General features: G+C 70.7%; 20 protein-coding genes. 7 read left to right on the plus strand and 13 right to left on the minus strand.

Annotated features, from left to right (window positions below; all coding sequences use genetic code 11):
- Positions 1-88: 88 nt before the first annotated feature.
- Positions 89-2,386 carry a protein translocase subunit SecD gene (gene secD / locus KFLA_RS23320; RefSeq protein ID WP_012922278.1) on the minus strand — a complete coding sequence of 766 codons (2,298 nt, stop codon included), beginning with the start codon at positions 2,384-2,386 and terminating at the stop codon, positions 89-91.
- Between the two features lie 281 nt (positions 2,387-2,667).
- Between secD and KFLA_RS23325 the strand changes: the two genes are divergently transcribed.
- The gene (locus KFLA_RS23325; protein ID WP_012922279.1) at positions 2,668-3,852 is read left to right on the plus strand and encodes a S8 family peptidase; all 1,185 of its coding nucleotides are present in this window, start codon (positions 2,668-2,670) and stop codon (positions 3,850-3,852) included.
- A 111-nt stretch (positions 3,853-3,963) separates the two neighbouring features.
- Here the strand turns inward: KFLA_RS23325 and KFLA_RS23330 are convergent, their stop codons facing one another.
- The gene (locus KFLA_RS23330; RefSeq protein ID WP_012922280.1) at positions 3,964-4,602 is read right to left on the minus strand and encodes a response regulator; all 639 of its coding nucleotides are present in this window, start codon (positions 4,600-4,602) and stop codon (positions 3,964-3,966) included.
- 121 nt (positions 4,603-4,723) lie between these two features.
- Positions 4,724-5,863, minus strand: a complete 1,140-nt coding sequence (gene macS / locus KFLA_RS23335) for a MacS family sensor histidine kinase (protein WP_012922281.1) — start codon at positions 5,861-5,863, stop codon at positions 4,724-4,726.
- Positions 5,864-6,112: 249 nt separating this feature from the next.
- On the opposite strand from macS, the gene KFLA_RS23340 reads away from it, so the two are divergent.
- A complete protein-coding gene (locus KFLA_RS23340) occupies positions 6,113-8,470 on the plus strand; it encodes an immune inhibitor A domain-containing protein (RefSeq protein WP_012922282.1) in 2,358 nt (785 codons plus the stop codon).
- Positions 8,471-8,539: 69 nt separating this feature from the next.
- Here the strand turns inward: KFLA_RS23340 and hflX are convergent, their stop codons facing one another.
- Entirely contained in the window at positions 8,540-10,030 is a 1,491-nt protein-coding gene (hflX, locus tag KFLA_RS23345; RefSeq protein WP_012922283.1) for a GTPase HflX, read from the minus strand.
- 52 nt (positions 10,031-10,082) lie between these two features.
- Entirely contained in the window at positions 10,083-10,955 is an 873-nt protein-coding gene (gene dapF / locus KFLA_RS23350; RefSeq protein WP_041290421.1) for a diaminopimelate epimerase, read from the minus strand.
- 121 nt (positions 10,956-11,076) lie between these two features.
- On the opposite strand from dapF, the gene KFLA_RS23355 reads away from it, so the two are divergent.
- Positions 11,077-12,636: a M1 family metallopeptidase gene (locus KFLA_RS23355; RefSeq protein ID WP_012922285.1), complete on the plus strand. Its 1,560-nt coding sequence runs from the start codon at positions 11,077-11,079 to the stop codon at positions 12,634-12,636.
- Positions 12,637-12,721: 85 nt separating this feature from the next.
- On the opposite strand, the gene KFLA_RS23360 is transcribed toward KFLA_RS23355, so the two are convergent.
- Positions 12,722-13,219, minus strand: coding sequence for a hypothetical protein (locus tag KFLA_RS23360; protein ID WP_012922286.1), 498 nt, complete (start codon positions 13,217-13,219; stop codon positions 12,722-12,724).
- Positions 13,216-13,725: a SigE family RNA polymerase sigma factor gene (locus KFLA_RS23365; protein WP_012922287.1), complete on the minus strand. Its 510-nt coding sequence runs from the start codon at positions 13,723-13,725 to the stop codon at positions 13,216-13,218. Before KFLA_RS23365 ends, KFLA_RS23360 begins: the two co-directional genes overlap by 4 nt.
- Positions 13,726-13,847: 122 nt before the next feature.
- On the opposite strand from KFLA_RS23365, the gene KFLA_RS23370 reads away from it, so the two are divergent.
- On the plus strand, positions 13,848-14,111 hold the full coding sequence (locus tag KFLA_RS23370) for a hypothetical protein (RefSeq protein WP_012922288.1): 264 nt from the start codon (positions 13,848-13,850) through the stop codon (positions 14,109-14,111).
- Here the strand turns inward: KFLA_RS23370 and ggt are convergent.
- The 4 genes from ggt to miaA all read right to left on the minus strand — a co-directional run bounded on the left by ggt (position 14,108) and on the right by miaA (position 18,223).
- Positions 14,108-15,964 (minus strand): gamma-glutamyltransferase, encoded by a 1,857-nt coding sequence (gene ggt, locus KFLA_RS23375; RefSeq protein WP_012922289.1) that lies wholly within the window; start codon positions 15,962-15,964, stop codon positions 14,108-14,110. The genes KFLA_RS23370 and ggt overlap by 4 nt on opposite strands.
- 79 nt (positions 15,965-16,043) lie before the next feature.
- A complete protein-coding gene (locus KFLA_RS23380; protein ID WP_012922290.1) occupies positions 16,044-16,742 on the minus strand; it encodes a hypothetical protein in 699 nt (232 codons plus the stop codon).
- A 1-nt stretch (position 16,743) separates the two neighbouring features.
- Positions 16,744-17,265: a SigE family RNA polymerase sigma factor gene (locus KFLA_RS23385; RefSeq protein ID WP_012922291.1), complete on the minus strand. Its 522-nt coding sequence runs from the start codon at positions 17,263-17,265 to the stop codon at positions 16,744-16,746.
- Complete coding sequence (miaA, locus tag KFLA_RS23390; protein ID WP_012922292.1) at positions 17,252-18,223, minus strand: tRNA (adenosine(37)-N6)-dimethylallyltransferase MiaA; 972 nt, start codon at positions 18,221-18,223, stop codon at positions 17,252-17,254. The genes KFLA_RS23385 and miaA overlap by 14 nt, the downstream gene beginning before the upstream one ends.
- A 192-nt stretch (positions 18,224-18,415) precedes the next feature.
- Between miaA and KFLA_RS23395 the strand changes: the two genes are divergently transcribed.
- From KFLA_RS23395 to KFLA_RS23405, 3 genes are all read left to right on the plus strand, one after another.
- Positions 18,416-18,649: a hypothetical protein gene (locus KFLA_RS23395; RefSeq protein ID WP_012922293.1), complete on the plus strand. Its 234-nt coding sequence runs from the start codon at positions 18,416-18,418 to the stop codon at positions 18,647-18,649.
- A gap of 89 nt (positions 18,650-18,738) precedes the next feature.
- On the plus strand, positions 18,739-18,981 hold the full coding sequence (locus tag KFLA_RS23400; RefSeq protein WP_012922294.1) for an antitoxin: 243 nt from the start codon (positions 18,739-18,741) through the stop codon (positions 18,979-18,981).
- Positions 18,982-19,078: 97 nt separating this feature from the next.
- Positions 19,079-19,534, plus strand: coding sequence for an NUDIX hydrolase (locus tag KFLA_RS23405; RefSeq protein ID WP_012922295.1), 456 nt, complete (start codon positions 19,079-19,081; stop codon positions 19,532-19,534).
- 105 nt (positions 19,535-19,639) lie between these two features.
- Here KFLA_RS23405 and KFLA_RS23410 read toward each other — a convergent pair whose 3' ends face one another.
- Both KFLA_RS23410 and miaB read right to left on the minus strand, forming a co-directional pair.
- Positions 19,640-20,299 (minus strand): phosphotransferase, encoded by a 660-nt coding sequence (locus KFLA_RS23410; protein ID WP_012922296.1) that lies wholly within the window; start codon positions 20,297-20,299, stop codon positions 19,640-19,642.
- Positions 20,299-21,780, minus strand: coding sequence for a tRNA (N6-isopentenyl adenosine(37)-C2)-methylthiotransferase MiaB (gene miaB, locus KFLA_RS23415; RefSeq protein WP_063822788.1), 1,482 nt, complete (start codon positions 21,778-21,780; stop codon positions 20,299-20,301). Before miaB ends, KFLA_RS23410 begins: the two co-directional genes overlap by 1 nt.
- Positions 21,781-21,800 lie beyond the last annotated feature (20 nt).

Genomic DNA, 21,800 nt, shown 5'->3' on the forward strand with positions numbered 1-21,800 from the left:
CCCGACGACACCGAACCAGCGAGCCGCCGGTGGACCCGACGACGACGAACCAGCGAGCCGCCGGTGGAGCCGACGGCTCGCCGGTCGGCTAGACGACCGCGCCGCGGTCGGGCGCGGCGTCGCGGTCCTGCTGGACGCGCTTGGGGCGGGGCGGCGGGGCGGGGTAGCGCTTCTCGAGTTCGACCAGCAGCGGGGCCGCGGTGAGGTTCGAGGAGTAGGTGCCGACCACGATGCCGAGCAGCAGGGCGAGGGCGAAGTCTGCCAGTGAGTCGCCGCCGAGGAACAGCAGCGCGGCCAGGATGAACAACGTCGAGATACCGGTGTTGATGGTTCGCGGCAGCACGTTCACGATCGCGGTGTCGATGACCGGGCCGAGGTTCTCGGTGGAGCGCGCGTTGCGGGTCTCCCGGATCCGGTCGAAGACGACCACCGAGTCGTTCACGGTGTACCCGATGATGGTCAGCATCGCGGCCAGGAAGATGCCGTCGACCGGTTTGCCGGTCCAGGCGAAGACGCCGACCACGACCGCGACGTTCTGCAGCAGGGCCAGCACCGCGCCCGCGCCGAAGGTCCAGCGGAACCGGATCGCCAGGTACGCCAACTGCGCCAGCAGGGCGACGCCGAGCGCGATCAGCGCCTTGTTCCGCAACTCGTTGCCCAGCGACGGGCCGATGCTCTCGTTGCGGATGACCTCGGAGCCGCCGCCGATCCGGCCGATCGACTCGCGGATCTTCTCCGCCTCGTCGTTGCTGATGGTGCCGGTCCGCACGGTGATGTCGTCGGTGCCGGAGGCCTGCACCACCGCGTTCGGGTAGCCGGCTTCGGCGACCGCCGCGCGGGCCTGGTCGGGGCTGACCGGCTGGGTGGTGCTCACCTCGATCAGCCGGCCACCGGTGAACTCGATGCCGAGGTTCAGGCCGCGGATCGCCACACCGGCGACGCTGATCACGATGGCGGCCAGGGTGATCAGCAGCCAGCGGCGGCTGTGCTTCATCAGCGCCGGTTGCTTCGCCTCCAGCCAGGTCCGGACCCGGCCGTGACCGGCGATGCCGCTGATGCTCGGCCGGTTCAGCACGAACTTGCGGGAGACGAAGAACTCGGCGAACACCCGGGTGACGACCAGTGCGGAGAGCATCGAGGCGATCACACCGACGCTCAGCGTGACACCGAAGCCGCGGACCGGTCCGGCGGCGAGGAAGAAGAGCAACCCGGCCGCGAGCAGCGTGGTGATGTTGGAGTCGGCGATCGCGGACAGCGCGTTGCCGAAGCCGCTGCGCAGGGAGCGTCGCAGGCCGTCGGTCCGGCCGGCGATGTAGTCCTCGCGGGCTCGCTCGAAGACCAGGACGTTCGCGTCGACGGCCATACCGATGGCGAGCACGAAACCTGCCAGGCCGGGCAGGGTCAGGGTCGCGCCGATCACCGTCAGCGCGGCGTACGACATGCCCGCGTAGGCGAGCAGGCCGATCACGGCCATCAGACCGACCAGGCGGTAGACCAGCACGATGAACAGCGCGGTCAGCGCGACGCCGATGACGCCGGCCCAGGCGCTGGCCTGGATCGCGTCCTTGCCGAGCGAGGGGCCGACCGTGCGCTGGTCGATGATGTCGACCGGCAGCGGCAGCGCGCCGCCGGAGATCAGCGCGGACAGGTCCTTGGCCTGCTCCTCGGTGAAGTTGCCGGTGATGGTGCTGTTGCTGCCGGGCAGGCCGACGTTGCACAGCGTGCTGCCGCCGGTCGGGTCGACCTGTGGCGCGGTGAGCACCTCGTTGTCGAGCACGATCGCGACCGAGCGCTGTGGGGCGCCGACCGGCTGGCAGGCGGCCTTGCCGGTGATCTGGGACCAGATCTTGCCGCCGTCATCCTTGAAGTTCAGCTGGACGATCCAGCCCTGCGCCATCTGCTGGGTGTCGAGCACAGCCTCGGCACCACCGACCATGTCTCCGGTCATCGCCGGCTTGCCGAGCTTCAGCACACCGCCGTCGTCGCTCGGCAGGTAGAGATCGCCGGCCGCGGGCTTGGCCGGCTTCGCGGCGACCTGGTCGAGCACCTCGTGGAAGCTCAGCTGGGCGGTCTTGCCGATCACCTCGGCCGCCTCGCGCGGGTCCTGCACGCCGGGCAGCTCGACGATGATCCGCCGCTCCCCCTGCCTGGTCACGCTCGGCTCGGTGACACCGAGCGCGTCGATCCGGCGGCGGAGCACCTCGAGCGCCTTGTCCGTCGAATTCTGGTCCGCCTTGACCGTCGGCGAGTCGCTGGTTTCGAGCACGATCTGCGTTCCACCGCGCAGATCCAGACCGAGCTCCGGCCGCGCGGTCAGTACGACGTACGTCGACGCCGCCAGGACGAGGAACGCGAACAGAGCGCGGACCAGGGACGACCGGTTCACTACAAGCCTCCGGGAGGTGGGCACCCGCGGTACGGGCGTCGTGACACAGAGCGGACCACGGTGCGTGGAACGCACAGTGTACGGACGCCGCCCAGTATGGGGCACCAAACAAGCGTTCGCCCCGACGGCAGCCCAGTGCCATGGCATCAGCGCGCACCAGAATTCATTGACGCCTCAGGCGACCACGGCCTAACTTCTGCTCCACTCGCTCCGTGACCGCCCACGGACTAAGCGTGATCACCCCTCCGCCCGGTGGGTGAACTGTTCCCTGAGGAGGAACCGTGCGTCGACGTCTCCGCCTGTCCCTGGCCGCCGCCATCGTGCCGGCGATCGCCCTGACCACTGCCGGCGCGGCCGGTGCCGCGCCCACCCCCGAGCCCAGCGGCCGGATCATCGCGGTCCAGCGCGCTGCCGCCGAACCGGGAGTGAGCGCCGTCAAGGACACCTACATCGTCGAGCTGAAGCAGGGCGTCCGGCTGAGGAGCTCGCTCGGCATCGCCCCGCAGCGGCAGTTCAGCAGCGCCGTCAACGGGTTCAGCGCCAAGCTGACCCCCGCCCAGCTGGCCGCGCTGCAGAAGCATCCGGACGTGGTCGCCATCTCCGAGGACGTCTACGTCGCGAACGCGCTGGACGCCACCCAGACCAACCCGCCGTCGTGGGGCATCGACCGGATCGACCAGCGCAACCTGCCACTGTCGCGCTCGTACACCTACACCCGGACCGGCACCGGCGTGCACGCCTACATCATCGACTCCGGCGTCGACCCGAGCCACCCGAACTTCGGCGGCCGGGCGACCTTCGACTTCAACGGCCTGGACAGCAACAACACCGACTGCAACGGCCACGGCACGCACGTCGCCGGCACCATCGGCTCCAGCTCGTACGGCGTGGCCAAGAACGTCCGGCTGCACGGCGTCAAGTGGCTGAACTGCAGCGGCGGTGGTACGGCGTCCGCCGCGATCGCCGCCGTCGACTGGGTGACCCGCAACGCGATCAAGCCGGCCGTCGCGAACACCTCGTGGAACTTCACCGCGAACACCACGCTGGAGAACTCGCTGCGCCGGATGATCAGCTCCGGCGTGTTCCTGGCCACCTCGGCGGGCAACACCGGCGCGAACTCCTGCCACCTGCTGCCGCGCAAGATCGAGACCGCCCTGGTCACCGCGGCCAGCACCAGCACCGACGCGCGGGCGTCGTACTCGAGCACCGGCTCCTGCGTCGACGTGTACGCGCCGGGCTCGGCCATCGTGTCCACGCTGCCGGGCAACACCACCGGCTCCTACAACGGCACCTCGATGGCCACGCCGCACGTGGCCGGGGTCGCCGCGCTCTACCTGCAGACCAGCCCGTCGGCCACACCGGCCACGGTCAAGTCGTACCTCGAGAGCTCCGCGACGCCGAACGTGGTCAGCGGCGGCGGCACCGGCGGCACGGTGAACCGCCTGCTCTTCACCAACGGCCTGTAGGACCCAGCTACCCAGGCAGCCGCCGTACCGGACTTCCACCAGAGCCGGTACGGCGGCGCTGCGGTTCTGGGCGTGTCTCCCAGTGCCGCGCAGCAGGCGGGCGAGACATGCCTAGCTGTCCTCTGTGTCGATCCCGTTCTCGATGGCGTAGCGGACCAGCTCGGCGCGGTTGTGCAGCTGGAGTTTGCGCAGCGTGTTCTGCACGTGGTTCTCGACCGTCCGGTGCGACAGCACGAGCCGCTGCGCGATCTGCTTGGCAGTCAGCCCGCGCGCGACCAGCCGCAGTACCTCTGTCTCCCGCTCGGTGAGCTGCGGAACCTCCGGTCCGGCTCCGAGCCGCCGGTACTCCCCCAGCAGCAACCCGGCCAGCCCGGCCGAGAACACCGCGTCGCCTTCGGCCGTACGCCGTACCGCGTCGTCGAACTCGTCCAGCGACGCCGACTTCACCAGATAGCCCGACGCACCGTTCTTCACCGCCGCCAGGACGTCGCTCTGCTCGGCACTGGCCGACAGCACGAGCACCCGGGTGTCCGGCAGGGCGGCGGTGATCTCCCGGGTGGCGTCGACCCCGGAGCCGTCGCCGAGCTGCAGGTCCATCACCACCACGTCCGGCCGCGTCGCCAGCGCGATCCCGATCGCGCCGGCCACGTCGGAGGCCGTCGCGCAGACGTCGTACCCGCGGCTGCCCAGGTCCCGGGCGACCCCCTCACGCCACATCGGGTGGTCGTCCACGATCATCACCCGCGTCATGGGGCCTCCCGGCCTGGACTGAGGAGTGAAGGGAGCGAAGCGACCGGAGCGACGAGGGAAGGCCGGGAGTTCCAGCCCCATGACCACGCCGGCGCCGGAGGCCCGGCCAAAAGTACTGTCATTACGCCCTGCTCACCGTCATCTCCCACTCGGTTCCCTCGCCGGGCGCGGTCCGGACCGTGACGCTGCCGCCGAGGTCCGCGATCCGGCCCTGGATCGACTGGCTGACCCCCAGGTGCCCCGCGGCATGGGCCGCCTCGAGCCGCTCCTGGGTGGTGCCGGCACCATCGTCGCGGACGGACACCACGACGTCCGCACCGAGGTCCTCGACGACCACCCAGCACCGGGCTCCCGGGCCCGCGTGCTTGCCGACGTTGCTGAGCGCCTCCTTCACCGCGGCCACCAGTTCGTCGACCACGCCGACCGGCAGCAGCACCGGCGCCGCGGGCACCACCACGTCCGTCCGAGTCGTGGCCAGCGGCAACAAGGCGCCGCAGAGATCGGCCTGTCCGCGCTGCTCGGTGACCGGCCGGGCGGCCATCAGCGACCGCAGCGCGACCTCCTGCTCGGCGGCGAGCGAGGCCAGCTCGACCGCCTCACCACCGATCGCGTTGCCACGCCGCTGGACCTGGGCCAGCACCTGCAGGACGCCGTCGTGGATCGACCGGCTCAGCCGCAGCCGTTCCGCGGTCGCGCTCTCGGCCGCGATCGCCTCGCGGAGCCGGACGTTCGCCCGCCGCATCGTGGTGGCGGCGTACCCGACGACCAGGCCGGCGACCAGCAGCAGCTGCACGTTGCTGAGGATCTTCGCCGTGTTGTCCACCCCGCGCAGGGACAGCAGCGCGAGGCTGATGGTCGCGGCGCCGATCAGCCCGCCGTCGCGGCCGCGCGAGATCGCCAGCGCGATCACCGGACCGGCCGCCCACACCGAGGTGAGCACCGACGCGCCGGCGCGGATGTCCAGCAGGGGTTGGGCGAGCAGCGTCGCGTACATGCAGCCGACGGTGACGACCAGGTCGGCGACCGCTAGTCGGGTGTTGCGGCGGCCCCAGTGCCGGCTGTAGCCGATCGAGGCGACCACGGTCCAGACCCCCATGATCGCCAGCTGCAGCACCGCGCCGGACGGGTTGTGGATGCCGGTCCACCGGGTCCAGACGCCGAAGCAGGCGAATCCCCAGGTGATCACCCGGAACACGATCAGCGCCCGCCACAACGGCAGCAGCAGGTCCGCGGAGTCACCGCCGCGCCGGTCCAGGTCCATGCCGGACAGTGTGCCAATCCGCCGGGCCGCGACGCTGCGTCGTCGTACTCCAGTGGGGTGAGTGGTACTACTCGGGGCCAACGCGCATGATTCCCCGCCCGTGTCCGAGGATTTGATCAGAACCACTTCTTCGCTGCCGATTTTGCCCGTACTCTCGCGCAGAAGTCACACGCTCGGGGGAGCACACGGTCACGCTGCGTCACGTCACAAACCACGCGTAGCGGACCTTTCACACGCAGGAGGGGAATCGTGCGCAAAGTATCCGCCGGGCTGTTCAGCCTGGCCCTGGCCGCGACGATCGGACTGAGCGCCGCCTCGTCCGGTTCCGCCGCACCGCCGCAGCAACCAGCCGTCACGGCGAACGACGTCTCGCAGTCCGACGAGCTGCCCAGCCCGCTGGAGGACAAGCGCCGGGAGCTGCGCCAGGAGGCCCTCACCAAGGTGCTGAACGGCTCGGCCAAGGCCGAGAAGCGCGGCGCCAGCACCGTGGTCAAGCTGGGCAAGAAGACCGCCACCGCGAAGGGCAAGCGGGTCACCAAGGCCAAGGTCGACCAGTACGTCGAGCTGTCCCGGGAGAAGACCGACCGGATCTTCGTCGTGCTCGCGGAGTTCGGCAACGAGCGCCACCCGAGCTACCCCGACCAGGACACCGCTCCGAACGTGCCCGGGCCGACCACCTTCGAGGGGCCGCTGCACAACGCGATCCCGGCGCCGGACCGCTCGGTCGACAACTCGACCGTCTGGCAGGCCGACTACAACCGCCAGCACTACCAGGACATGTACTTCGGCACCGGCAACTCGGTGAAGAAGTACTACGAGAAGCAGTCCTCGGGCCGCTACTCGGTCGCCGGCACGGTCACCGACTGGGTGAAGGTGCAGTACAACGAGGCCCGCTACGGCCGGTCCAACGGGTACCCGTGCGCGAGCAACGTCTGCAACAACACCTGGGCCCTGGTCCGGGACGCGGTGAACCAGTGGGTCGCCGACCAGAAGGCGGCCGGCCGGACCACGGCACAGATCACCGCCGAGCTGAAGACGTTCGACCAGTGGGACCGCTACGACTTCGACGGTGACGGCAACTTCAACGAGTCCGACGGTTACCTCGACCACTTCCAGATCGTGCACTCCGGTGGCGACCAGGCCGACGGTGACCCGCACCAGGGTGAGGACGCGATCTGGTCGCACCGCTGGTACGTCGGTCTGGCCGGTGGCCCGGCCAACAACCCGGCCGGCGGCGCGCAGCTCGGTGACACCGGTCTGTGGGTCGGCGACTACACGATCCAGCCCGAGAACGGCGGGATCAGCGTCTTCGCGCACGAGTACGGCCACGACCTCGGTCTGCCGGACCACTACGACACCTCGGGCCCGCCGGTCGAGAACCACGTGAACTGGTGGACGCTGATGGCGCAGAGCCGGGTCGGCAAGCCCAGTGACGGTGGCATCGGCGAGCAGGCCGCGGACCTCGGCGCCTGGGACAAGCTGCAGCTGGGCTGGCTGGACTACGAGATCGTCCGCGCCGGCCAGAACAAGACCCTCGAGCTCGGCCCGCACGAGTACAACTCGGCCAAGGCACAGGGCTTGGTGGTCACGCTGCCGAAGAAGCCGGTGACCCGGAACCTGCAGCCGCCGGCCGTCGGCACCAAGTCGTGGTGGAGCGGTGAGGGCGACGAGTTCACCCACACGATGAACCGTCAGGTCACCCTGCCCGCCGGTCCGGCGAGCCTCACCTTCCAGGCCAACTGGGACATCGAGGACTGCGGCACCACCGCGTGCGACTACGCCTACGTCGAGGTGAACGACGGCACCGGCTACAAGCCGATCGCCGGCAGCATCACCAAGGCGGCCGAGGGCAACGGCATCGACGGCAAGAGCAACGGCTGGGTGCCGGCCACCTTCGACCTGTCGGCGTACGCGGGCAAGACGATCGGGCTGCAGTTCCGCTACACCACCGACAACAACACCGGCGGCTTCGGCTTCCACGCCGACGCGATCAAGGTGACGTCGGGCACCACCACCGTGCTCGAGTCCGGCGCCGAGACGAGCCCGGAGGGCTGGACGCTGAACGGCTTCAGCTCGGTCGGGTCGACGCTGACGACGCTGCACGACAACTACTACCTGGCGTCGCACATCAACTACATCTCCTACGACAAGCACCTGCGCACCGGGCCGTACAACTTCGGCTTCGGCGCCGCGCTGCCGGACAAGGTGGAGCACTTCCCGTACCAGGACGGTCTGCTCATCTGGTACTGGGACACCTCGCAGCGCGACAACAACACCAACGTCCACCCGGGCGAGGGTCTGGTGCTGCCGGTCGACTCCCACCCGGAGCCGATCAACCGCCTCGACGGTCAGATCTGGCGGCCGCGGGTCGCCGGCTACGACGCTCCGTTCGGGCTGGAGAAGGCCGACTCGTTCACGCTGCACGTGAACGGCCAGCCGAGCTACATCCGTGGCCAGGACGGCGTACGGACGTTCAACGACAGCAGGCAGTACTGGTTCCCGGAGCAGCCGAGCGCGGGTGTGAAGGTGCCGAACAACAAGGTCAACATCAGCGTGCTGGAGCGTAACGGCACCACGATGAAGGTCAGGGTCGCGGCGCGCAACTGATCCGCCGACCACGCCGAACGGCCCCCGGGGAGATTGCCCGGGGGCCGTTCGCTGTCGAAGGCGGTGGCGTCAGTTCGCCGCGGCCACCTGGTACGGCGCGAGCTCGCCGGCCAGTTGCGGGTGGACCCGGGCGGTCAGCCTGGTCCCGTCGCCGGTGTGCTCGAGGGTGTCGACCGAGCCCTCCGAGTGCACCCGGGAGACCAGGTCGCCCCGGTCGTAGGGCAGCAGGGCGTCGACCGTGATGTGCGGCTGGGGCAGCGCGGCCTCGACCTGCGCCCGCAACTTGTCGATGCCCTCGCCGGTCCGGGCCGAGACCACGATCGCGCCGGTCTCCCGGTGCAGGATCGGGGCCAGAGCCATCGGGTCGGCCACGTCGCCCTTGTTGATCACGATGATCTCCGGGACGTCGGTGGCGCCGATCTCGTGCAGCACCTCGCGCACGGCCTGGATCTGGGCCAGCGGGTCCGGGTGTGAGCCGTCCACCACGTGCAGCAGCAGATCCGCGTCGGCGACCTCCTCCAGCGTCGAGCGGAACGCCTCGACGATGTCGTGCGGCAGGTGCCGGACGAACCCGACGGTGTCGGTGAAGGTGTAGACCCGGCCGTCGGCCGTGGTGGTCTTGCGCGTGGTCGGGTCCAGGGTCGCGAACAGCGCGTTCTCGACCAGCACCCCGGCGCCGGTGATCGCGTTCAGCAGCGACGACTTGCCGGCGTTGGTGTAGCCGGCGATCGCCACCGACGGCACCGAGTGCCGGCGGCGCTCCTGCCGCATCGTGGTCCGGGTGCCCTTCATCTCTTTGAGCTCGCGGCGCAGCTTGGAGATCTTGGTGTTGATCCGGCGCCGGTCGGTCTCGATCTTGGTCTCACCGGGACCACGGCCGCCGATACCGCCACCGGCCGCACCGACGCGGCCACCGGCCTGGCGGGACAGGTTGCCACCCCAACCACGCAGCCGCTGCTTCATGTACTGCAGCTGGGCCAGCTCGACCTGGGCCTTGCCTTCCTTGCTCTTCGCGTGCTGGGCGAAGATGTCCAGGATCAGCGCGGTCCGGTCGACCACCTTGACCTTGAGCTTGTCCTCCAGGTTGCGCAACTGGGCGGGCGCGAGCTCGCCGTCGGCGATCACCGTGTCGGCGCCCAGCGAGGCGACCAGGTTGCGCAGGTCGGACACCTTGCCGGAACCGATGAAGGTGGCCGGGTCGGGCTTCTTGCGGCGCTGGATCACGCCGTCCAGCACCTCCGACCCCGCGGTCTCGGCGAGCAGCTTCAGCTCGGCCAGCGAGTTCTCCGCGTCCTCGGCGCTGCCCTCCGTCCACACGCCCACCAGCAGCACGCGCTCGAGCAGGAGCTTGCGGTACTCGACCTCGCTGATGTCGGTCAGCTCGGTCGACATGCCCACCACGCGCCGCAGCGCCTGGCGTTCCTCCAGCTCCAGCCCCTCGGTGCCGAGCTCGCTGTCGTAACCCGTCGACGAAGTGTCCTCGTCGTCGAGCGCGTCGTCCTGGATCAGGTCGAGGTCGACGTCTTCGGTCTCTTCGTATGCGTTCGAATGGGTCGTCATATACCTTCCATCGTGGCACGGGTCGCCGACACAGGCGACCCGGTTTCACTGTTCAACGACCCGGTGGCGTGCCGAATTCCCGTCCCGAGGGCAGCCAGGCGCGGTCGAACTCGCCGCGTGCGTGCACCACGGCGGGGCCGGTCAGCTCCACGTGGTTGTCCGCGCGCCAGGTCACCGAGACCTCTCCCCCGAGTACGCCGACCCGGTACGTGACCGGCCGCTCCTGCCGGGCCGCCCGGGCCGAGGCCACCGTGACGGCGCAGGTCCCGGTGCCGCAGGACCGGGTCTCCCCCGCGCCCCGCTCGTGCACCCGCATCGTCACCGCGTGCGGACCCTGGCGGGTGACGAACTCGACGTTCACGCCGTGCGGGAAAGCGGATTCCGGGGACCAGCCCGGCGGGTCGACCAGTGGTCCGGGCTCGCGCAGGTCGTCCACGAACACGACCGCGTGCGGGTTGCCCATGTCGACGTGGGTGGCCGGCCACTGGTGCCCGTCCGCCTCCACGACGATGCCGGCCGGGCCGGGCAGCGCCGGCTCGCCCAGATCGGCGGTGATCGTGCCGTCGTCGTTGAGCACCACCTCCTTGACCCCGGCCCGGGTCCCGATCCGGACCGGTTTGGCCGTGGTCAGGCCCTCGTCGACGAGGTAACGGACGAAGACCCGGATCCCGTTGCCGCACATCTGCGCGGTCGAGCCGTCGGCGTTGCGGTAGTCCATGAACCACTCGCCGCCGTCCTCGACGTAGGTCTGCCGCGACCCCTCGATCACCCGCAGCACCCCGTCGGCGCCGATCCCGGCGTACCGGTCGCAGAGGAAGCGGACCAGGGCCGGGTCGAGGTCCCCGTGCACGGAGCCGTCGGGATCGGGCAGCAGCACGAAGTCGTTCTCCGTCCCGTGCCCCTTCAGCCAGGGGAAGGTGCTCATGGCGACGATCGTACGGGCCTCGGCCACCGCCTCGTCGGTTCGACCAGGGTGCAACTCCTTGGTGCGTGGCCGGGGACTCGTTACGGTCCGGCGGATCCACTCGCCAGCTTCAGGAGGCACCATGCTCGTCCGCCGCGGCGCGGGGGCAGTCGCTCTTGCCCTTGCCGTCACCCTGTCCGTTCCCGGCACCGCGTCGGCGGTCCCGGCGCCGGGCGCCCCGGGAGCCGGGGACCCGTACTACCCCTTCGCCGGCAACGGCGGGTACGACGTCGCCCACTACGCCATCGATCTCAGCTACCAGCCGGCCACGGACGAGCTCGAGGGCCGCACGAAGATCTCGGCCACGGCCACTCAGGACCTGTCCCGCTTCAACCTCGACTTCGCGCTCCGCGTCAGCTCGGTGCACGTCAACGGGGTCCCGGCGACGTTCAGCAAGGACCCGACCGACAGCAGCGAACTGATCGTCACCCCGGCCGCCGCGCTGCCGAAGCAGGCCGCGTTCACCGTGCTGGTCAGCTACGCCGACATCCCGTCGACCGTCGCCGTCGACACGCACAAGCTGTGGAACTGGCGCCCGACGCGCACGATCTCGACCAACCAGCCGCGCTCCTCGGAGTGGTGGTACCCGGCGAACGACCATCCGTCGGACAAAGCGACGTACCAGGTGTCGGTCGCGGTGCCGAACGGCAGTTCCGCGATCTCGAACGGCGTGCTGCGCGGCAAGACCGCCGACAAGCCCGGCTGGACCCGGTGGCACTGGGACGCCACGGCGCATCCGATGGTCAGCTACCTCCCGTTCCTCGCGATGGGTCAGTTCGAGGTCGAGAAGGACACGTACCACGGTCTGCCGTCCCTGCGCGCCTACGACCTCGGGCTGAAGGAGAAGGGCCACCTGGAGATCGCCAAGGCGAACCTGCGGCGCAGCGACGAGATCACCGACTTCTTCCGGACCCGCTTCGGGCCGTACCCGTTCGAGGCGACCGGCGGCGTCGCGGTGAGCGACCTGAACCTGGCGCTGGAGAACCAGACGCGTTCGGTCTACGGAGACTTCGCCTGGAGCGAGACGGACCCGAGCTGGCTGATCGCCCACGAGCAGGCCCACCAGTGGTTCGGCGACTCGGTCTCGCTGGCGACCTGGCAGCACATGTGGCTGAACGAAGGGTTCGCGACGTACGGCGAGTGGCTCTGGTCGGAGCAGCAGGGCAAGGCCAGTGCGGACGAGCTCGCCGAAGCCTTCTACACCAGGTATCCCGCCGAGGACGCGTTCTGGTCGACGATCGTGTCGGACCCGAAGCGGATCTTCAGCACCGCGGTGTACCAACGCGGCGCGATGGCTCTGCACGCCGTGCGCAAGGCAGTCGGTGACGCCACCTTCTTCGCCGTCCTGCAGAGCTTCGCGGGCAAGTACAAGAACCGGAACGCCACCACCGCCGACTTCGTCCGGCATGCCGAGTGGGTCGCTCAGCGGCAACTGGACGACGTGTTCGACACCTGGATCCACACCGCCGGCAAGCCGCCCACCAGCCCGAACGGGACTGCGGCCCGCCCGGTTCGGCGCGCGGTCGCCCAGCAGGCCGACGCGCTGGCCGACCTGCACGACCACCTGACGACCACCGGCCACGGCCACGCCCACGGCCATGACGACGGTCACGACGACTCGACTGCGCCGTCCGCGAGGTAGTCCTGCACCGGCCGGCCAGGCGAAGGGGCGTGGGTTGCCCGAACCGTGGTCTGGCCGACCGGGAAGCAGGCCCGCACGACCTTGATCACTTCGGCCGGTAGCAGGTGTTGATCACCTGCTGCCAGACGTCGTCCGACCACCCGTTCGGGCCGGGCGGCGGTACCTCGAGCACCGCGGTCGACTTCGGCTCGATGGTGAGCTGCGGCGCGTGCACGACGGTACGCCCGCTCCCTCGCTGCGCCGCCTCCGTCGGCGCCGAGTCGAACCCGTCGAGCACCAGGGTCACGCCGGGCGCGTTCGGGTCCTCGCGTGGAAAGGCCCGCAGGCCGTAGTCGACCGTCAGCTGCGCACAGGTCGTCGGCTGGGCGGCCGCATCACTCGCCGCCGGTACGTCGCTCACCGGCGGCAGCGTCCACGTCACCGCAGCCGCACCGGCCGCCGCGGTAGCGGTCGCCATCACCGCGGTGATCCGCCGACGGCGCCGGGTCCGGCGCCCGCGGGCGATCGTCTCGGCGACGAAGGTGTCCGGCGACGCCGCGTCGGGTCCGGCGATCTCGTCGAGCAGGGTTCGCAGTTCGGTCATCGCACACGCTCCAGGGTTTCCAGGGGGTCGTCGACGAGATCACGGAGCTTGCCGAGCGCGCGAGCGGTCTGGCTCTTCACCGTGCCTTCGCTGCACTCCATCACCGCAGCGACGGTCGCCACGTCCAGGTCCTGGAAGTAGCGCAGGACAACGACCGCCCGTTGCCGGCGCGGCAGTTGCCGCAGAGCGGCCTGCAGCGTCAGCCGGACGGCCGGGTCGGGCCCCTGTGCCGGCGCGGCGTCCAGCAGGTCGGCGGTCGGCGTCTCCCTGCGCCACCAGAACCGCCGGCGCTCGTCGATGAACGTGTTCACCAGGATCCGGTCGGCGTACGGCCCGGCCCCTTCGTCCTGGCGGAGCTTGTCCCAGTGCAGGTAGAGCTTCGTGCACGCGGTCTGGACCAGGTCCTCGGCGCCGTGCACGTCTCCCCCGGTCAGCAGGCGCGCGGTCCGCAGCATCCGGCCGTAGTGGCCGTGCACGTACTCCGCGAACTCGTCCTCGACGCTCATCCGGTCTCCGCTCCTCGTGATCTCCCCCTGTCTACGAGGTGGCACGGCGATCCGTTGCACGGAGACTTCTCACCGCCGGCGGCCTGCCCAAGGGCCGGACGGGTGGCCGTACATTCGTTGTCGTGCAGATTGCGTACTTCTGGGAACGCGAGGACGCCGAGGCCGTGCTGCAGCGCCTGGGTGGCCGGCTACGACGCGGCCGGTTCCACGGGGAGGACGACGACGAGGACCACCCGTGGGTGGTGGAACTGCCCGCCGGGACCGGCGCGGACGAGGTCGAAACCGTGGTCGCGCAGTACGACGGCTGGCTGGAGCCGGCTGACCAGGAGCCGGCTCCAGCACCACCGCCGCTGCCGACGGGACCCCGCCGGCTGAAGAAGGGTTAGCGGCGCGGCCAGAGCTGGTGGACCGTGGCGGCGGATCCGCCACCGCGGCGTTTCGGTTCCGCCGCGGCCAGGTAGCCGCCGCCGGGCAGGAACTCCAGCGCGGCCACCGCGCCGATCTCCGCCGCCGAGGTGAGCGCGTCCCCGGCGAGCACCAACTTGTGCCCGTACGGCGTGAGCCGGTCCTCGTACGCGTCGATGAACGCCGGTTCGGCGGTCACGTTCGCGGTGTTGCGCTGGGACGCGCGCGGAGCGGCAACTGCTCGCGGCAGCGACATGCCCCGGTCCACCCGGTTCGTCAGTGTCTGCAGCACCGTGGTGATGATCGTCGAGCCACCCGGCGAACCGAGCGCCAGGAACGGCTTGCCGTGCTTGAGCACGATCGTCGGCGACATCGACGAGCGCGGCCGCTTGTTCGGCTGGATCCGGTTCGGGTCGGCCGGGTCCGGGACCGCGGAGAAGTCGGTCAGCTCGTTGTTCAGCAGGAAGCCGCGCCCCGGCACGGTGATGCCGCTGCCGCCGGTCTGCTCGATCGTCAGCGTGTACGAGACCACGTTGCCCCACCGGTCGGCGGCGACCAGGTGAGTGGTCGACACGCCCTTGCTGTCCGGTCGCGCGGTGGTGCTCACGCCGGCGGCGCAGGGCGTGTACGAGCCGTCCGGCGAGCCCGGCTTGACCGGCTTCACGGCGGCCTTGTCCGGGTCGATCTGGCAGGACCGCTCGGCGCCGAAGCCCTTGGACAGCAACTCCCGGGTCGGCACGTTCACGAACGCCGGGTCACCGACGTAGGCGTTGCGGTCGGCGAACGCGAGCGCCGACGCCTCGAGGTAGTTGTGCAGGGCATCCGCCGTGGGCAGTCTGTGCAGCTTCTTCGGCTCCAGGATGTTCAGCGCCTCGCCGACCGTCGTACCGCCCGACGAGGACGGCGCCATGCCGTAGACGTCCAGGCCGCGGTAGTTGACCCGGGTCGGGTCCTGCCGCAGCACCTTGTACTTCGCCAGGTCGGCCGGGGTGAGATGGCCCGGCATCACCGGCAGCGTGGTGCCCGGCGTCTTCGGCGGGTTCTTCACCACCGCGGACATCTCGGCGGCCAGCGGGCCGCGGTAGAACGCGGACGGGCCCTGCCGGCCGATCAGCTCGTAGGTGTCGGCGAGGTCGGTGTTCCGGAACACCGTGCCGACCTGCGGCGCGTCGCCGCCGGGCAGGAACAGCTCGGCCGTCGGCACGACCGCCGCGAACCGCGCCTTGTTGTCCAGCGTCTGGCTGCGGAACGTCTGGTCGACGAGGAAGCCCCGGTCGGCCAGCTCCGCGGCCGGCTTGAGCGCCTTCTTCAGCGACAGCGAGCCCCACGTCCGCAACGCGGCGTCCCAGGTGGCCAGGGTGCCCGGTACGCCGACCGAGACGCCGGAGGTGACCAGGTCGGGGAAAAACGTGTACGGCTTGCCGGTGGCCGGGTTGATGAACGCGTCGGCGGGCATCGCCGCCGGAGCCGTCTCGCGGCCGTCGATCGTGAAGACCTTGCGGTGCTTGGCGCTGTAGTAGACGAAGTAGCCACCGCCGCCGATGCCGGCGGAGTACGGCTCGGTGACGCCGAGCGCGGCGGCGGTCGCGACCGCGGCGTCCACGGCGTTGCCGCCGCGGCGCAGGACGTCGATGCCGACCTTGGTGGCCTCGGGGTCGACCGAGGCGACGGCACCGCCGTAACCGATCGCGGTCGGGTTCTTCGGCGGTGGCTGTGGCACCCGCGACGGCGCGGTGGGCGCGGAGGTGGTCTCCGCCTGGGCTCCGCCGGCGGTGAGGCCGGTCAGGACGAGCGCACCCACGGTCAGGGATGCTGCCAGCTTCTTCGGTGTCACCGTGGTCCTCCGCAGGGGTCGGCTTACAGGGACAGCCCTTGCCTACCCCGTCGGGACGGCGGGCGCCAGTTCTCGCGCGTCAGGAGATCGTGCAGGAGCCCAGGAAGCGGCGCAGAGTCTCGTCGTTCCAGGCTTGGTGCGCGGCCGGCAGCCGGACCACCAGCCAGCGCTCGCCGAGCTTCACCTGGCCGACCGCCCGACCGCCCGTGCTGCCGAGGTGGATGACCCTGCCGCTCGCCTCGACCGCCCGGACACCGCTCAGCGGCTGCGACTGGTCGGCTGCGAACAGCTCCAGCTGCGACGTGGCGTCGGCAGTCCGGGCGCTCGGCGGCGTCAGGACGACCCGCTCCGCGCCAGCGGCCGCCGTCCAGCCCTGCGGCACCAGTGTGCAGCCGATGGAATTCCAGCTGCGGCCGTTGGACACCAACTGGACCGCCGAGTCGGACAACAGCGACGGCGTGCCCATCGACGCCGACGTCGGTACGGCGGGGGTCGGTGAGCCGGCCGACACCACACCCAGCGCGGTCTCCGGCGCAGGTGCCGGCGCGTCGGTGGCGACCTCCGCCTCGCCACCGCTGCGCCACTGCGCCTGCTCACCGGCGACCAGCGCGGCAGCGGTCGCCGCGGCCGCGCACAGAACGCCGGTGACCCGGCGGCGGGCCCTGATCCGGCGCAGCGCGCGGCGACCCCGGGTCAAGTCCGCCTCCACGTCCGCCGGCGGCAGCGCGTCGACCGACCGGTCGGCGAACTGCTCCAGCAGCCTTTTCACGTCGTCCACGTCAACTACTCCCCGTCGCCGGATCCGCGGCCTGGTCGTCGGCCATCAGATCCTTCAGTCTCTTCAGCGCTTTCGCGGTCTGGCTCTTCACGGTGCCCTCGGTGCACTCCAGGATCCGGGCGCAGGTGGCCACGTCGAGATCCTGGAAGTACCGCAGCACCAGCACGGCACGCTGCCGCGGCGCCAGCTCCAGCAGGGCCCGGCGAACGGCCAGCAGGTCGGCCTGGTCGGTGGTCTCCGGCTGCCGCGGCTCGAACGTCTCGGCGGTCACCACCTCCGGGTGGCGGCCGGCCCGGCGACGTTCGTCCAGGAAGGCGTTGACCAGGATGCGGTGCGCGTACGGGCCGGCCCCTTCGTGCCGGATCCGGTGCCAGTGCACGTACACCCGGGTGCACGCGGTCTGGACCAGGTCCTCGGCGGTGTGTGCATCCCCCGCGGTGAGCAGCATCGCCGTTCGCATCAGCCGGGTCCGGTCCGCGAGCACGTACTCACGGAACTCGGCGTCTCGGTCACCCCCTCGCATCGGCACGCCCCGAACCATCCACCACGTCTACGCCGGCAGCGGGGGTTCGGTTGCCTCGCAGTACGCCGATTGCCTGGTCGACCAGGTCGGGCGCGTCGTAGCGCAGCCAGGTGATCCGTGGGTCCTTGCGGAACCACGAGTCCTGCCGCCGGGCGAACCGGCGGGTCGCCTGCGCGGTCTGCTCGCGCGCCTGCTGCTCGGTGAGCTCGCCGCGCAGCAACGCGATCACCTGCGGGTAGCCGAGCGCGCGGTTCGCCGTCCGGCCGTCGAGCAGGCCCTGGCCGAGCAGTGCACGGACTTCGTCGACGAAGCCCTGCTCGAACATCCGGTCCACCCGGCGGCCGATCCGCTCGTCGAGCTCGGGGCGCGGCACGTCGAGTCCCAGCTGCACCGCGCCCGGGTAGACGTAGGTGTGGGCGGGCAGCGTCGCGGCGTACGGCGCCCCGGTGATCTCGACGACCTCGAGGGCGCGGACGATCCGGCGGCCGTTGCTCGGCAGTATCTGCGCGGCGGCCGGCGGGTCCACCTCGGCCAGCCTCCGGTGCAGAGCGCCGGAGCCGTGCTCGGCCAGCTCGGCCTCCAGCCGCTCGCGCACGGCCGGGTCGGTGCCGGGGAACTCGAAGTCGTCGAGAATCGCCCGCACGTACAGCGCCGAGCCGCCGGCCAGCACCGGCACCACCTGACGGCGCAGGCAGTCGTCGATCGCGGACCGGGCCAGCTGCTGGAACTCCGCCACCGTCGCGGTCGCGGTGACGTCCAGCACGTCCAGCAGGTGGTGCGGTACGCCGGCACGCTCGGCCGGGGTGATCTTCGCGGTGCCGATGTCCATCCCGCGGTAGACCTGGTACGCGTCGGCGTTCACCACCTCGCCGCCCAGCTCCTTGCACAGGGCAACGGACAGGTCGGACTTGCCCGCCGCGGTGGGACCGACGACGGCGACGACGAGTGGTGCGGCCATCGGTCCAGTGTGACAGTGTGGCCGCCCACCGTGACGGGCGGCGTGAAGTCTGGGACAAGAGCGCCGGACGGGACTTGTGGGAAGCCGGTGAGTTCGATAGGAACGAGGGGCAGTGACGGCGGTCCGTACCGCGACGCATCGCGCTTCGGGGGGCCGGCAGCAGATCCGCACACGACTCGAGGGGACACCGCAGTGACGAATCAGTTCGAGGAAGAGACCGAGCAGGCCAAGGAAGCCCTGGACCTGGACGGCGGCTTCGACGCCGCCAAGCGCAGTGGCGGCGACGTGGAGCTGAAGAGCAGCGGCGGCGACGTCGAAAGCGGCGGGGACGTCGAGAGCGGTGGCGACGTCGAAAGCGGCGGGGACGTCGAGAGCGGTGGCGACGTCGAAAGCGGTGGCGACGTCGAGAGCGGCGGCGGCAACTGAGAAGTCCCACACCCGGGGCCCCAATGGTGCGAAGATCACCGCTAGCTGTCTGTCAGTAGTTCACTACGCTAGGAATGGGAGCCCCCGCGATGGGCATCTTCGACAAGTTCAAGGGCAAGGCCGAGGGCCTGAAGGACAAGGCCACCGACCTGGTCGACCAGCACGGCGACAAGGTCGGCGGCGGTCTGGACAAGGCCGGCGACTTCGTTGACGACAAGACCGGCGGCAAGCACGGCGACAAGATCGACCGGGGCGTCGGCGTCGCCAAGGACCGGCTCGACGGCCTGGACGGCCAGGACGACGACATCGCCAACGGCCCGAAGCCGGCCTGAGTCCCGCAGCACCCGAAGGGCCGCAGGCTTCCTGCGGCCCTTCGGCGCGTCCGGACCGGGAGCGGTCCTCGGGGCGGCCCGGTCTAGGGTTTCGGTCGTGGATCGATTCCAGCTGGTTCCGGCGGCGTACGTGGTCCTTCGGCGCGGCGACGAGGTACTGATGATGCTGCGTGCGAACACCGGCTACCTGGACGGGTACTGGGCCGTGCCGGCCGGGCACGTCGAGCGAGGCGAGTCCGTGCTCGCGGCGGCCCGGCGCGAGGTCCGCGAAGAGGTCGGCGTGGAGATTGACCCGGCCCACCTGGTCCCGCTGACCGCGATGCACCGCACCGGCGGCAACGGCGATCCGATCGACGAGCGGGTCGACTTCTTCTTCGCCACCACCCGCTGGACCGGCGAACCGCACCTGCTGGAGCCGGACAAGGCCGCCGGTCTCGACTGGTTCCCGCTCGACCGGCTGCCCGACCCGGTCGTCCCGCACGAAGCGCGCGTGCTCGCCGCCCTGCGCGACGGCCGGCTGCCCGCCGTGCTCGCCCAGGGCTTCACCGACTGAGCTCCGGCCCCGCGCGGCCGCCGGGCGAGCGTCGTACGGCGTTCCTGATGCCGGGGGCAACCACCTCGACAGTTCCTGCCTCGTCAGCGAACGCGTGGAGGCACCCTAGAGCAGCGAGCGGATGAGCTGGTCCTGCGCCGGGAGCAGGGCCAGCTCCTCGGCGGTCAGCGTCGTGTTGCGGCCGCGCTCGGCCAGCGCGGCCGGCAGCTGCGGGGTGGGATCGATCGAGTGGGCCAGGTAGCTGCGCAGCGCCTCGCGCAGCAGCGGCGAGATCTCGGCGTACGCCGGATCGAGGGCGACCTGGGCGAAGATGATCGCGGTCATCGCCACGTCGTATGCCGCGGGACCTTCCGTCGCGTTGCACCAGTCGATCACGACCGGGCCGTCGGAAGTCAGGATGACGTTCTCGGGATGCAGGTCGCCGTGCACGACGACCAGACCCTTTGTGCCGCTGGGCGCGGGGATCGCCTGCAGCCGGCGGTGCAGATCGGCGTGCAGCTCACCGAGCTCGGCCGGTGCGAGCCTTCCGGTGACAGCGGCCTCGGCGAGGGTGGGACCGGTCAGGCGCTGGATCACCAGATCCGCACCGTCCACCTGCCGAACCGCGGGCACCGGGTAGTCGTACTTGCCGACCCACCGCATGTACTCCGCCTCGTCGCCGACCGGGTGCCCGTTGCGGTACCGGCGCAGCACCCAGTCGTCGTCGAGCGCGTAGACGTCCGCGTCCCGGCCCGAGGCGAACGGCTCCGCCCCGGGCGGCAGCATCAGTTGACCTGGCAGGCGCTCGCGACCGGCGCCAGCGGGGCCGGCTTGCCGATCACGGGCATGCCGAGCATCACGCCGGGCGCAGCCGACGAGGACGGCGCGTCCTGCGCCCGCTCCCAGGCGTCGCCCGCCCGCGTACGGCGTACTGATCCGAACACGTCGGCGACCAGGTGGTGCGGTGCGCCGTAGGTGACCTCGACGGTCGCCAGGTCACCGGGCCGCGGCGGCTCGACCCCCTCGGGCAGCGCGAAGTGGACCAGCCGGTTGTCGCGGGCCCGGCCGGACAGCCGGTGGGTGGCGGCGTCCTTGCGCCCCTCGCCCTCGGCCACCAGCACCTCGAGCGAGCGGCCGACGATCGCCTTGTTCTCGCTCCAGGCCATCTCGTCCTGCAGCGCGACGAGCCGCTCGTACCGCTCCTGGACCACCTCGCGCGGCACCTGGTCCTCCATCGACTCGGCCGGCGTCCCGGGGCGCTTCGAGTACTGGAAGGTGAACGCGCCGGCGAACCGGGCCTGCCGGACCACGTCGAGCGTGCCCTGGAAGTCCTGCTCGGTCTCGCCGGGGAAGCCGACGATGATGTCGGTGGTGATCGCGGCGTCCGGCATCGCCGCGCGCACGTCGGAGATGATCTTCAGGTAGCGGTCGCGGCGGTAGGACCGGCGCATCGTCTTCAGGATCCGGTCCGAGCCCGACTGCAGCGGCATGTGCAGCGAGGGCATCACGTTCGGCGTCTCGGCCATCGCCTCGATCACGTCGGCGGTGAAGTCGCGCGGGTGCGGCGAGGTGAACCGGACCCGCTCCAGCCCGTCGATCTCACCGCAGGCCCGGAGCAGCTTCGAGAACGCGTACCGGTCGCCGAACTCGACACCGTAGGAGTTCACGTTCTGGCCGAGCAGGGTGACCTCGAGCACGCCCTCGGCGACCAGCGCCTGGACCTCGGCGAGCACGTCGCCCGGCCGGCGGTCCTTCTCCCGGCCGCGCAGCGCCGGCACGATGCAGAACGTGCAGGTGTTGTTGCAGCCGACGCTGACCGACACCCAGGCCGAGTACGCCGACTCACGGCGGGCCGGCAGCGTGGACGGGAAGACGTCGAGCGATTCCAGGATCTCGACCTGGGACTCCTGCTCGATCCGGGCCCGCTCCAGCAGCACCGGCAGCGCGCCGATGTTGTGGGTGCCGAAGACGACGTCCACCCAGGGCGCCTTCTGGGTGATGGTGGCCTTGTCCTTCTGCGCCAGGCAGCCGCCGACGGCGATCTGCAGGCCCGGCTTCTTCGCCTTCACCGGCGCCAGGTGGCCGAGGTTGCCGTACAGCTTGTTGTCGGCGTTCTCGCGGACCGCGCAGGTGTTGAAGACGACCACGTCGGCCTGGTCACCCTCGGGCGCGCGGACGTAGCCGGCGTCCTCCAGCAGGCCCCGCAGGCGCTCGGAGTCGTGGACGTTCATCTGACACCCGTAGGTGCGGACCTCGTATGTACGCATAACAGCCACCAAGAGTACGT

The sequence above is a fragment of the Kribbella flavida DSM 17836 genome (genome assembly GCF_000024345.1).
GTDB lineage: Bacteria > Actinomycetota > Actinomycetes > Propionibacteriales > Kribbellaceae > Kribbella > Kribbella flavida.